Genomic DNA, 11979 nt, shown 5'->3' on the forward strand with positions numbered 1-11979 from the left:
GCCAGCCCGCTTTGCGCAAGCGCGGCGGAAGTCAATCTTGCCGCTGCGCCGGCCGCCGGGTAGCCTGCGTGGACTCAGCGCGTAAATCTGCATGACCGTCCGCTTCACCCACCTGCATCTGCACAGCGAATATTCGCTGGTCGACTCGACCATCCGCATCAAGGCGCTGGTCGCTGCCTGCGTGCGCGACGGCATCCCCGCGGTGGCGCTGACCGACGACAGCAACATGTTCGCGCTGGTGAAGTTCTACAAGGCCTGCAGTGCCGCCGGCATCAAGCCGATTGGCGGCTGCGACCTGTGGTTCTCTTCCAGTGACGACCCGCGCCCGTGGCGACTCACCTTGTTGTGCCAGAACCGCGAGGGTTACCTGAACCTGTCGCGGCTGGTCTCGCGCGCGTGGCAGGAAGGCCAGCACGGTGGGCGCGCGCTGGTGGACATGGCCTGGCTCAGTGCCGGCGCCAGCCACGGCCTGATCGCCCTGCTCGGTCGCGACAGCGAGGTCGCCCGCATGGCGCTCGGCCAGGGCCACGATGCCGCGCTGGCCAGATTGCGTCCGCTGGCGCGGCTGTTCCCCGAGCGGCTCTACCTGGAGCTGACCCGCTGCGGCCGCGACGGCGAGGAGAACTGGAACACCGCCGCGCTGGCGCTGGCCACCGAACTCGGCCTGCCGGTGGTGGCGAGCAACGACGTGCGCTTCCTCAGGCAGGACGACTTCGGCGCGCACGAGGCGCGCGTGTGCATCAACCAGGGCCGCGTGCTGGCCGATCCGAAACGTCCGCGCGAATACAGCGAGCAGCAATACCTGAAGACGCCGGAGGAAATGGCCGCGCTGTTCGCGGATCTGCCCGAGGCATTGGAAAACACCGTCGAACTGGCGAAACGCTGCACCCTGGAACTCAAGTTCGGCACCTATTACCTGCCCGACTTCCCGGTGCCCGAAGGCCATGACCTCGCCAGCCACATCCGCGAGCTGTCGCGGCAAGGCCTCAAGGATCGCCTGGCCAGCGCACCGCTGGCGGCCGACCACACGCTCGCCGACTACGAAGCGCGGCTGGAACGCGAGCTCGACGTCATCATCGAGATGGGCTTCCCCGGCTACTTCCTGATCGTGGCGGACTTCATCAACTGGGGCAAACAGAACGGCATCCCGGTGGGCCCCGGGCGCGGTTCCGGTGCCGGCTCGCTGGTCGCCTGGGCGCTGAAGATCACCGATCTGGATCCACTGCAGTTCAACCTGCTGTTCGAGCGCTTCCTCAATCCCGAACGCGTGTCGATGCCCGACTTCGACATCGACTTCTGCATGGACCGCCGCGACGAGGTGATCGACTACGTCGCGCGCAAGTACGGCCGCGACCGCGTCAGCCAGATCATCACCTACGGCTCGATGGCGGCCAAGGCCGTGCTGCGCGACTCCGGCCGCGTGCTCAGCATGAGCTATGGCCAGGTCGACCGGCTGGCCAAGATGATCCCGCCACGGCCATTGGACCTTACCCTGTCCGATGCGCTGGGTCGTTCGGAAAAATCGAAGAAAGAAACCGATCGCGTCGTCAAGGAATTCTGCGAAACCTACGAGCAGGACGAAGACGCACGTGCGCTGATCGACCTGGCACTGAGCCTGGAAAACCTCACCCGCAACGCCGGCAAGCACGCTGGCGGCGTGGTGATCGCGCCGACCCCGCTGACCGATTTCGCGCCACTGTACTGCGAAGCCGGCGGCGGCGGCGTGGTGACCCAGTACGACAAGGACGACGTCGAGGCGGTCGGCCTGGTCAAGTTCGACTTCCTCGGCCTGCGCACGCTGACCATCATCGACTGGGCGGTGAAGGCGATCAATCGGCGCCGCGCGAAAGAGCGCCCCCTTCTGTCCTCCGGACATCTCCCCCTGCAAGCAGGGGGAGAAAATTTGGGGCAGCCTGCGGCTGCCGATGATTTGGGGCCGCTGGATATTTCGCAGCTGCCACTGGACGACCCGAAGCCGTACGAGCTGTTGAAGAAGGCGCAGACCGTTGCGGTGTTCCAGCTCGAATCCTCCGGCATGCAGCGCATGCTCAAGGACGCCAAGCCCGACCGCTTCGAGGACATCATTGCGCTGGTGGCGCTGTACCGTCCCGGCCCGATGGACCTGATTCCCAGCTTCGTGGCGCGCAAGCACGGCCGCGAGGACGTGGAATACCCCGACCCGCGCGTCGAGCCGATCCTGAAAGAGACCTACGGCATCATGGTCTACCAGGAGCAGGTCATGCAGATGGCGCAGATCGTCGGCGGCTACTCGCTCGGCGGCGCCGATCTGCTGCGCCGCGCGATGGGCAAGAAGAAGCTCGAGGAAATGGCGAAGGAACGCGCCAAGTTCCGCGAGGGTGCGGCGAAGGACGGCCTCTCCGGCGAGAAGGCCGATTCCATCTTCGACCTGATGGAAAAATTCGCCGGCTACGGCTTCAACAAGTCGCACGCCGCCGCCTATGCGCTGGTGTCGTACCAGACCGCCTGGCTGAAGGCGCACTACCCCGCCGAATTCATGGCCGCGACGACCTCGGCGGACATGGACAACACCGACAAGGTGGTGACCTTCCTCGGCGAGTCACGGGCGATCGGCATCACCGTGCAGCCACCCGACGTCAACGCATCGGACTACATGTTCGTCGCGATCGAGCCCAAGGTGATCCAGTACGGCCTCGGCGCGATCAAGGGCGTCGGCCAGGGCGCGTGCGAGGCGATCGTGGCCGAACGCGCGAACGGCCGCTACACCGACCTGGCCGACTTCTGCCGCCGGGTCGATCCGACCAAACTCAACCGGCGCGTGCTCGAGGCGCTGATCCTCTCCGGCGCGCTGGACACGCTGGCGCCGAACCGCGCCAGCCTGATGGAACAATTGCCCGACGCGATCAAGGCCGCCGAGCAGCATCTGCGCGACCGCCAGTCCGGCCAGAACGACATGTTCGGCGCCGCCATGGGCACGCTGACGCCGGTCGTGCAGATCCACTTGCCGACCGTGCCGGAATGGCCACTGGAACGGAAGCTGCAAGGCGAGCGCGACACCCTCGGCCACTATCTGTCCGGCCATCCGACGGACCCGTGGAAGGACGAACTGGCGCAGCTGTCGACCTGTCCGCTGGGCGAGATCGTCGACCGCTACCAGCCGCCCAAGCCGCGCAAGAACGACGATGGCGACAACAACCGCTTTCGCCGTGGACCGGACACGCCGTGGACCGTCGCCGGCATGGTCACCACCGTGCGCAAACGCGGCGACAGCGACGCCTTTGTGCGCCTGGAAGACGGCAGCGGCATCATCGAGGTGAGCTTCTTCGGCGAGCTGTACCAGCAGATCGCGCCGCTGCTCACCCGCGACCAGATGCTGATCGTCGACGGCGGCCTGCGCATCGACGATTTCTCCGGCGGCGGTTTCCAGTTGCGCGCGCGCAGCGCGATGTCGCTGGCTGACGCCTGCCGCAAGCATGCACGACTGCTGCAGCTGAAATTGAACGGCATCGGCCCCGATTTCGTCGAGCAACTGCAACGCGCCCTGTCCGGCTACCGTGGCGGCCGCGCCAGCGTGACCCTGCACGGCTACCGCAATCGCAGCGCCCAGGCCGACTTCGAACTGGGCGAAGCCTGGCGCGTCGACGCCATCCCCGACCTGCTGCGCGCCGTCCGCGCCCTGCCCGGCGTGCAAGCCGCGCGCCTGCGCATCGTCAAGCAGCAGGACTGAGCCGTCGCTCTGCGCCCTCCCCTGCTCGCAGGGGAGGGCCGGGGTGGGGTTCGCTCTTGATCTTGACGTCCAAAATCAAAAGCTCACCCCCTCACCTGAAGGACTCCCTGCGGTCGCCAACCTCCCCCTGCTTGCAGGGGGAGGAACCACGTCATCACTTCCCGCGCCGCTCCATCATCGCCTTCAGGTCGGCGAACGGATTGCCGGTCGCCGGCGGCGCTTCCTCCACCGCCATCACGCCGCCGCGCACGTGATCGATGTGCCGCGAGTGCTCGTTGTCGTGGCAATACACGCACAGCAGTTCCCAGTTGCTGCCGTCGGGCGGGTTGAAGTCGTGATCGTGGTTGCGATGGTGCACGGTCAGTTCCTGCAGGTTGGTGCGGGTGAACTCGCGCGCACAGCGACCGCAGATCCACGGATACATCTTCAATGCACGCTCGCGATAGCCCAGCTCGCGCTGCTCGGCATTGCGCCGCGCCTCGGCCACGATGCGGTCGAGTTTCGCGTTGTCGATGACGGGTGGGTTGGGCATGGCGGCGATCCGGCGGCTGGGTCTTGATGGGGCGGACGATAGCGCAATCGGACCCCGCACGGCACGCCGATGTCGACCCCGTCACAGCCATACGGCAGCGTTCTCGCGTTTTCCTGCGTGACGGTATACTGAGCTGCTTGAGTACGATGAATTTCAGCGAATGAACCCAAACTTCCTCGATTTCGAACAACCCATTGCCGAACTGGACGCGAAGATCGAAGAGCTTCGCCATGCCAGCGACGGCCAGGCGTTCAACATCGAGGACGAGGTCGGTCGGCTGCGCGAGAAGCTGAAGATCAAGACCGCCGAGATCTTCCGCAACCTCAACTCCTGGCAGACCACCCAGTTGTCGCGGCATCCGGCGCGGCCGTACACGCTGGACTACATCGGCGTGATCTGCGAGGAATTCCACGAACTGGCCGGCGATCGCATGTATGCCGAGGACGCCGCCATCGTTGGTGGCCTGGGCCGCATCAATGGCCGGCCGGTGGTGATCATCGGCCACCAGAAGGGCCGCAATACCAAGGACAAGGTGCGCCGCAACTTCGGCATGCCGCGCCCCGAGGGTTACCGCAAGGCGCTGCGCCTGATGAAGATGGCCGAACGCTTCGGCCTGCCGCTGCTGACCCTGATCGACACCCCCGGAGCCTATCCCGGCGTCGGTGCCGAGGAGCGCGGCCAGAGCGAGGCGATCGCGCGCAACCTGCTGGAGATGGCCGAGCTGAAGGTGCCGATCGTGTGCACCGTGATCGGCGAAGGCGGCTCCGGCGGCGCGCTGGCGATCGGCGTGGGCGATCGCACCAACATGTTGCAGTACTCCACCTATTCGGTGATCTCGCCCGAAGGCTGCGCCTCGATCCTGTGGAAAAGCCCGGACAAGGTGAAGGACGCCGCCGAGGCACTGGGCATGACCGCACCGCGCCTGTTCGAACTGGGCTTGGTCGACAAGGTGGTGCGCGAGCCCCTGGGCGGCGCCCATCGCAACCCGCGCTCGATGGCGATCCGCCTGAAGGCGGTGCTGCTGAAGCAGCTCGACGAACTGGAGGCGATGCCGGTCGCCGACCTGCTCGAACAGCGCTACCAGCGCCTGCGCAGCTACGGCGCCTATCAGGGCTGAGGCATCGCCGCGGTCACCCCGCGGCATGCATCCACTTGGCGCTACCATCGGCATCACCTTCTGACTGCCGGAACCTGCCATGGCCCACGACAAACTTGCCGTCCTGATCGACGCCGACAACGCGCGCCCGGCGATCGTCGAAGGGTTGCTCGCCGAGATCGCCAAGTACGGCACCGCCCACGTCAAGCGCATCTACGGCGACTGGACCAAGCCCGATCTCAACGGCTGGAAGGAAGTGCTGCTGCGCCACTCGATCCAGCCGATCCAGCAGTTCCGCTACACCGTGGGCAAGAACGCCACCGACTCGGCGATGATCATCGACGCGATGGACCTGCTCTATGCCGACCGCTTCGACGGCTTCTGCATCGTCTCCAGCGACAGCGACTTCACCCGGCTCGCCTCGCGCATCCGCGAATCGGGGCTCACCGTCTACGGCTTCGGCGAGCGCAAGACGCCCGAACCGTTCCGTACCGCTTGCGACAAGTTCATCTACACCGAGGTGCTGGCCGGCACCTCCACCAGCACCACCGGCAGCGAGGCGCCGCCGAAACAGCGCTCGGCCAAGGAGCTGCGCGGCGACACCCATCTGATGAACCTGCTGCGCCATGCCATCGAGGCCGCCTCCGATGAAACCGGCTGGGCCGGGCTGGGTGCGATCGGCAGCATCATCAACAAGCAGTCGCCCGATTTCGATTCGCGCAATTACGGCTACGCCAAGCTCAGCGGGCTGATCAAGGGCATCGGCCTGTTCGACGCCGAGGAGCGCCAGATCGGCAACGGCAAGCACATCTACGTGCGCCAGCGCGCGGCGAAAAAATGAGCGATTCGTGGTGAGCGCCAGGTTGCTCCAGCATCTGCTCGCCGCGCTGGCTGCCGCGCCGCCGGTGCCGCTGTGCGTCGCCTTCAGCGGCGGTCCGGATTCCACCGCCCTGCTGCATGCGCTGGCGCAGCTTCCACCGGCGCGCGCGCGCGGGCTGCGTGCGCTGCATGTCGATCATCGCCTGCACGCCGACAGCGCAGGCTGGGCCGATCACTGCCGAGCGTTCTGCCGCGCGATCGAGGTGACCTGCGAGGTGTTGCCCGTGCAAGTGCAGCGCGGCAGCGGCAACGGCCTGGAAGCGGAGGCACGCGAGGCGCGGCATGCCGCACTGGCTGCACGGTTGCAGGAGAACGAGTACCTGCTGTTCGCCCATCATCGCGACGACCAGGTCGAAACCGTGCTGCTGAAATTGCTGCGTGGCGCCGGACCCGACGGGCTGGGCGGCATGCGTGTGCTGCGCCCGTTCGGCCGCGGCCAGCTGTGGCGGCCGCTGCTCGAACTGCCGCGCCAGCTGCTGCAGGACTACATCGCCGCGCATCGGCTCGACTGCATCGACGACCCCTCCAATGCCGACACCCGGCTGGCGCGCAACCGGCTGCGCCACGAGATCCTGCCGGCACTGGTTCGCTACTGGCCGCAGGCGACGGATTCGATCCTGCACAGTGCAGCACTCAGCCGCGCGGCAGCCGACGCACTGCGCGCGCAGTGGCTGACTGCGTTCAGTACCCTGCACGACCCGACCAGCGGCAGCCTGGATGCGCCCGGCTGGCTGGCCCTGGCACCAGCACTGCGCGAGCCGCTGCTCGATCACTGGCTGCATGCGCGCGGGTTGGGCGCGCCCACCACCGCGCAGCGCCAGCAGATTGAACGCCAGTGCCTGGCGCGCGCCGGTCGGTTGCCCTGCGTGCGCTGGGCCGGCGCCGAGCTGCATATCTGGAAGGCGCGGCTATGGGCGTTGCCGCCCGCACCGCTGATCGACGACGCCTGGCAGGTCGACTGGGATGGCGCGCCACTGGCCTTGCCCGATGGGGGCGAACTCTCACTCGGCGATCCCACCGCACGTCTCGATCAGCCGCTGCAGGTGCATCTGCGCCGCGGCGGTGAACGGATCAAGCCCGACGGCGACGCGCACACGCGCGAACTGCGCGACCTGTTCCAGCAGGCAGGGCTGCCGCCATGGCAACGCCAGGCCTGTCCGCTGCTGCATGCCGGCGGTGACCTGGTAGCGGTGGCTGATCGCTGGATCAGCAGTCGCGGCGCGGCGATTTTCCTGCACGCCGGCGCGCGGCCACACTGGCGTCCGGGACGCTGATCCAGCTCACGCGGCAGGCGTTCCGCCGGCCGTAGCGATTGATTCCCGAGGCCCGCTGCGTTAGCGTTGCGGGCCATGGCCAAGACCGTTCCCGCAACCAGCAAGACCCCGCCCGTCGCCGACTTCGAACACTCGCTCGACGAGCTGGAACAACTGGTCGCAAAGATGGAAGGCGGCGACATGAGCCTCGACGAATCGCTGGCTTCGTTCGAGCGCGGCATCGGCCTGTTCCGTCACTGCCAGCAGTCGCTGGAGCAGGCCGAATTGCGCGTGCGCCTGCTGCTTGATCCCGAAGCCCCCGACGACGCCCGACCGTTTGAACCCGAACTCTGATCACGCCGAGCTCGGCCCCGCCCTGCAGTCCCTGATCCAGCGTGCCGAGCAGGCACTGGATCGCCACCTGCCGCCGGCCGACCATTCCCCCACCGCGCTGCACCGCGCGATGCGCTATGCCGTGCTGGGCGGTGGCAAGCGACTGCGCCCGCTGCTGGTCTACGCCGCGGCGCAGGCCTTCGGCCACGACGGCGCCGAGCTGGATGTCCCGGCCTGCGCGGTGGAGCTGATCCACGCCTATTCGCTGGTGCACGACGACCTGCCGGCGATGGATGACGACGCACTGCGCCGCGGTCGTCCGACCTGCCATATCGTGTTTGGCGAGGCGATGGCGATCCTCGCCGGCGATGCGCTGCAGGCACTGGCGTTCGAACTGCTGGCCAATAACCACCTGCGCCAGACCGACGCGGCCACCGGCATCGCGATGCTGCACGCGCTGGGCCGGGCCTGCGGCGCCGAGGGCATGGCCGGTGGCCAGGCGCTCGACCTGGCGGCGGTCGGTCAGCGGCTGGGCCTGGCCGAACTGGAGCACATGCATGCCTGCAAGACCGGCGCGCTGATCCGCGCCTCGGTGCAACTGGGCGCGCTGGCCGCCGGCGGCGATGCCGACGCGCGACAGGCACTGGACCGTTACGCCCACGCCGTCGGCCTGGCCTTCCAGGTGCGCGACGACATCCTCGACGTGGAAGGCGAGTCGGCGGTGATCGGCAAGACCGCCGGCAAGGACGCCGCTGCCGACAAGCCCACCTTCCCCTCGATTCTCGGCCTCGACGCCTCGCGCGCGCGGTTGCGCGAACTCACCGACCACGCCGTGGCAGCGATCGCGCCACTGGGCGAACGCGCGGCCGGGCTGCGCGAACTGGCGCTGTACGCGGCCCACCGCCACTACTGAATCCGCGACCTTCCCAACGAAAGAGGGCGGCTTGCGCCGCCCTCTTTCGTTTCACAACGTGCGCGGTCAGTTGACCAGGCGCAGGGTGAACGGATAGCGGTACGCGGTGCCTTCGTTCGCCTTGATCGTGCCGATGATCGCCAGCACCAGCCAGCCGACGAACACCACGGCCAGCACCAGGAAGCCGATCAGGATGAAGCACAGAATCCAGCCCACGATGGCGGCAATCGCCACGGTGATGTTGAAATTCAGCGCTTCCTTGCCCTGATCGTTGACGAACGGCATGGTGTCTTTCTTGATCAGCCAGATCACCAGCGGACCGATGATGCTGCCGAACGGAATGATCAGGCCGCTCAGCGCCGACAGGTGCGCGAACATCGCCCACTGACGCTCGCTGGCGGAAGGACCCACCGCCATCGGCGGCTCGCTCGGCGGGGGCGGAATCACGGACTCGGGTGGAACGCTCATGCGCATCTCCTCTGGGTCACGACTTGCGTCGACGGGTCACCGGCCGGTTGCCGGTTGGGACCGATGCTAGCAAGGCTGGGCCGGCTTTGCCGCATGAATTTGCGCGGCGGCAACCGTCCGCCGGCTACGCAACGATGGGCACGCGGCCCATGGCGGTGGGCGAGAAGATCAAGAGCGACCCCACCCCAGCCCTCCCCTGCTTTGCAGGGGAGGGAGTCATGTCTACTCGCCGGCGACGGTCAGGCGATCGAGCAGGATCGAACCGGTCAGCAGGTGCGAGCGCTGATCCACGTCGCTGCCCACCGCCACGATGCCGGCGAACATCTCGCGCAGGTTCGCCGCGATGGTGATGCCTTCGACCGGATAGGCGATCTTGCCGTTTTCGACCCAGAAGCCCGAGGCACCGCGCGAATAGTCACCAGTCACGGTGGACACGCCCTGACCCATCAGCTCGGTCGCCAGCAGGCCGGTGCCCAAGCGGGCCAGCATGCCGTCGAAGTCGGAAGACGCGCCATCCGCCGCACCGGGTTCCACGATCAGGTTGTGGATGCCGCCGGCGTTGCCGGTGGAGGACAGGCCCAGCTTGCGCGCCGAATAACTGCTGAGCATGTAACGCGCCAGCACGCCAGCCTCGATCAGTGCGCTGTCCACCGTGGCCACGCCCTCGGCGTCGAAATTGGCCGAACCCTGGCCGCGCGGAAGATGCGGGCGCTCGTTGATGTTGAGCCAGGCCGGCATCACCGGCTTGCCGACATGGTCGAGCAGGAAACTGGCCTGGCGATACAGCGCACCGCCGCTGACCGCGCTCAGCAAATGGCCGATCAGGCCACGCGCCAGATCCGGCACGAACAGCACCGGGCACTGCCGCGTCGACAGACTGCGTGCACCCAGCCGCGCCAGCGTGCGTTCGGCGGCCTTGTCGCCGAGTGCCTGCGCGCTCATGAAATCGCCGGCGGCACGCACGCTGTCGTACCAGTAGTCGCGCTGCATGCCATCGTCGTCGCCGGCAATCAGCGCCAGCGACAACGAATGCCGGGTGCCGCGCTCGACGCCGACGAAGCCATGCGAATTCGCATACACCGACACGCCCTGCCCGGCCTGCACGCTGGCGCCGTCGGAATTGCTGATGCCCGCATGCGCGCGGCCGGCATCCTCGATCGCGATGCCCAGCTCGATCGCCTGCGCGGTATCCAGCTGCCACGGGTGCCACAGGTCGAGGTCGGGGAAGGCGGTGGCCATGCGCGCCGCATCGGCCAGCCCGGCGGCGGGATCTTCCTCGGTGAAGCGGGCGATCGCGCAGGCCTGGTCGATGGTCGCCTGGATCGAATCCGGATTGAGGTCGGCCGTGCTGGCCGACCCCTTGCGACCGCCGAAATACACGGTGAGCCCGAAGCCGCGATCGCGCGTGTGTTCGACCGTCTCCACCTCACCCAGTCGCACATTCACGCTCAGCCCGCTGCTGATGCTGGCTGACACTTCCGCCTGGCTGGCACCGGCGGCGCGCGCGCGACGGATCACGTCAGCGGCAAGATCGGACAGCCGTTCCACTTCCTGTTCACTGCGGTCGGGCGCTTGGCTGAGGGCAACTTCACTCACGTTGGGCATTCCTGGGTATTTGGCGGGTAGAATAAGCGGTTCGCGGCCGCCGGCTCCCGAACTGGGGGCGCGTGCGCGAATTGAAAGAGCTGCGGAGCACGTCCATGCAACCTGCCGCCGGCATTTATCGTCACTACAAGGGTCAGCGCTACCGCGTGCTGGGCACCGCGCGGCACAGTGAAACGATGGAGCCGCTGGTGGTCTACCAGGCGCTCTACGACGACTTCGGCCTGTGGGTGCGCCCTGCCACGATGTTCTGCGAAACCGTCGAACTGGATGGCGAACCCCTGCCGCGCTTCGCGCTGGAGCAAGCCGATGCCGTCCCCACCGACACGATGTTTGCCGAAAGCGCGCCGGGCCGCGACGACCCGCATACCTGATCCACCTCACCCTGGAATGAAACCGTGAGCCCGAGCCGCAGCCGCAACCAACACGAACTCGACGAGGCGGACTACGGCCCCAGCCGCACCCAGCAACGCCGCGATGCGCTGGCCGTGCTGGTGCTCGCGCAGCAACTGGTCGACCTGCAACCCAGCCGCCTGGCCAGGATCCCGCTGCCCGACGACGTGCGCCACGAAATCGACGTCACCCGCCGCACTCCCTCGCACGGCGCGAAGAAGCGCCAGCTCGCCTTCCTGGCCAAGGTCATGCGCCGCTACGACGAGGAAGACTTCGCCGCGGTGCGCGCCGAGCTCGGCGAGAACCGCGAGAAGCAGCGCCAGGAAACCGCCGCGATGCATCGGCTGGAATCGATGCGCGATCGCCTGATCGCCGAAGACGAGAGCGCCCTGTCCGAATTGATCGCCGAGCATCCGCAGGTCGATCGGCAGCATCTGCGGTCGCTGGTGCGGCAGGCGCGCGTGGAGAAGGACACGCCGAACAAGCCGCCGAAGGCGTACCGGGAAATTTTCCAGTTGTTGAAGGATCTGGCGCAGTCGGACGATTCGGCCGAAGGCTGATCGCCGCGATGTTGAATTCGTAGGAGCGCACCCTGTGCGCGATGCTCTTGCTTTACCTATGGCATTGAGAGCAAAAGCTTTCGTCTGCCTTCGGCAGCCGAGCCACCTTTCTCTGTTTGGCTGTTTGGACCGGGGACATGGGTAACAGGTGTGCCAGGACATGGGTTACACCTCACCGCTGATTTCTAGCGCGGTGGAGGTGTTATTTCATGGCTTGGAAGGAAACCACATCAATGACTCTGCG

Annotated in this window: 11 protein-coding genes; 8 read left to right on the top strand and 3 right to left on the bottom strand. The window is 67.0% G+C overall.

The window, feature by feature from the left end; translation table 11 throughout:
* The first annotated feature begins 91 nt into the window (after positions 1-91).
* The gene (gene dnaE, locus ACQGNJ_RS04995; RefSeq protein WP_426688130.1) at positions 92-3706 is read left to right on the top strand and encodes a DNA polymerase III subunit alpha; all 3615 of its coding nucleotides are present in this window, start codon (positions 92-94) and stop codon (positions 3704-3706) included.
* A 154-nt stretch (positions 3707-3860) separates the two neighbouring features.
* Here dnaE and ACQGNJ_RS05000 read toward each other — a convergent pair whose 3' ends face one another.
* The gene (locus tag ACQGNJ_RS05000; protein ID WP_426688131.1) at positions 3861-4238 is read right to left on the bottom strand and encodes a YajD family HNH nuclease; all 378 of its coding nucleotides are present in this window, start codon (positions 4236-4238) and stop codon (positions 3861-3863) included.
* 160 nt (positions 4239-4398) lie between these two features.
* Here ACQGNJ_RS05000 and ACQGNJ_RS05005 point away from each other — a divergent pair, with 160 nt between their 5' ends.
* From ACQGNJ_RS05005 to ispA, 5 genes are all read left to right on the top strand, one after another.
* A complete protein-coding gene (locus ACQGNJ_RS05005) occupies positions 4399-5355 on the top strand; it encodes an acetyl-CoA carboxylase carboxyltransferase subunit alpha (RefSeq protein ID WP_426688132.1) in 957 nt (318 codons plus the stop codon).
* Between the two features lie 79 nt (positions 5356-5434).
* Complete coding sequence (locus ACQGNJ_RS05010; RefSeq protein ID WP_426688133.1) at positions 5435-6175, top strand: NYN domain-containing protein; 741 nt, start codon at positions 5435-5437, stop codon at positions 6173-6175.
* A gap of 10 nt (positions 6176-6185) precedes the next feature.
* Positions 6186-7487: a tRNA lysidine(34) synthetase TilS gene (gene tilS / locus ACQGNJ_RS05015; protein WP_426688134.1), complete on the top strand. Its 1302-nt coding sequence runs from the start codon at positions 6186-6188 to the stop codon at positions 7485-7487.
* A gap of 75 nt (positions 7488-7562) precedes the next feature.
* On the top strand, positions 7563-7820 hold the full coding sequence (locus ACQGNJ_RS05020) for an exodeoxyribonuclease VII small subunit (RefSeq protein WP_426688135.1): 258 nt from the start codon (positions 7563-7565) through the stop codon (positions 7818-7820).
* Positions 7804-8712 (top strand): (2E,6E)-farnesyl diphosphate synthase, encoded by a 909-nt coding sequence (gene ispA, locus ACQGNJ_RS05025; RefSeq protein ID WP_426688136.1) that lies wholly within the window; start codon positions 7804-7806, stop codon positions 8710-8712. Before ACQGNJ_RS05020 ends, ispA begins: the two co-directional genes overlap by 17 nt.
* Before the next feature lie 66 nt (positions 8713-8778).
* Here ispA and ACQGNJ_RS05030 read toward each other — a convergent pair whose 3' ends face one another.
* Together ACQGNJ_RS05030 and pmbA are read right to left on the bottom strand one after the other, a co-directional pair.
* Positions 8779-9180, bottom strand: a complete 402-nt coding sequence (locus tag ACQGNJ_RS05030) for a DUF4870 domain-containing protein (RefSeq protein WP_426688137.1) — start codon at positions 9178-9180, stop codon at positions 8779-8781.
* A 222-nt stretch (positions 9181-9402) separates the two neighbouring features.
* Positions 9403-10785, bottom strand: a complete 1383-nt coding sequence (gene pmbA / locus ACQGNJ_RS05035; RefSeq protein ID WP_426688138.1) for a metalloprotease PmbA — start codon at positions 10783-10785, stop codon at positions 9403-9405.
* Between the two features lie 95 nt (positions 10786-10880).
* On the opposite strand from pmbA, the gene ACQGNJ_RS05040 reads away from it, so the two are divergent.
* Positions 10881-11156, top strand: coding sequence for a DUF1653 domain-containing protein (locus ACQGNJ_RS05040; protein ID WP_426688139.1), 276 nt, complete (start codon positions 10881-10883; stop codon positions 11154-11156).
* Positions 11157-11180: 24 nt separating this feature from the next.
* A complete protein-coding gene (yjgA, locus tag ACQGNJ_RS05045; protein ID WP_426688140.1) occupies positions 11181-11735 on the top strand; it encodes a ribosome biogenesis factor YjgA in 555 nt (184 codons plus the stop codon).
* Positions 11736-11979: the final 244 nt, after the last annotated feature.

The sequence above is a fragment of the Rhodanobacter ginsengiterrae genome (assembly GCF_050026815.1).
In the GTDB taxonomy this organism is placed as follows: Bacteria; Pseudomonadota; Gammaproteobacteria; order Xanthomonadales; family Rhodanobacteraceae; genus Rhodanobacter; species Rhodanobacter ginsengiterrae.

Coding starts and splice junctions, on each gene's coding strand:
- dnaE (WP_426688130.1), top strand. CDS start 92: ATGACCGTCCGCTTCACCCACCTGCATCTGCACAGCGAATATTCGCTG.
- ACQGNJ_RS05000 (WP_426688131.1), bottom strand. CDS start 4,238: ATGCCCAACCCACCCGTCATCGACAACGCGAAACTCGACCGCATCGTG.
- ACQGNJ_RS05005 (WP_426688132.1), top strand. CDS start 4,399: ATGAACCCAAACTTCCTCGATTTCGAACAACCCATTGCCGAACTGGAC.
- ACQGNJ_RS05010 (WP_426688133.1), top strand. CDS start 5,435: ATGGCCCACGACAAACTTGCCGTCCTGATCGACGCCGACAACGCGCGC.
- ACQGNJ_RS05020 (WP_426688135.1), top strand. CDS start 7,563: ATGGCCAAGACCGTTCCCGCAACCAGCAAGACCCCGCCCGTCGCCGAC.
- ACQGNJ_RS05030 (WP_426688137.1), bottom strand. CDS start 9,180: ATGAGCGTTCCACCCGAGTCCGTGATTCCGCCCCCGCCGAGCGAGCCG.
- pmbA (WP_426688138.1), bottom strand. CDS start 10,785: ATGCCCAACGTGAGTGAAGTTGCCCTCAGCCAAGCGCCCGACCGCAGT.
- ACQGNJ_RS05040 (WP_426688139.1), top strand. CDS start 10,881: ATGCAACCTGCCGCCGGCATTTATCGTCACTACAAGGGTCAGCGCTAC.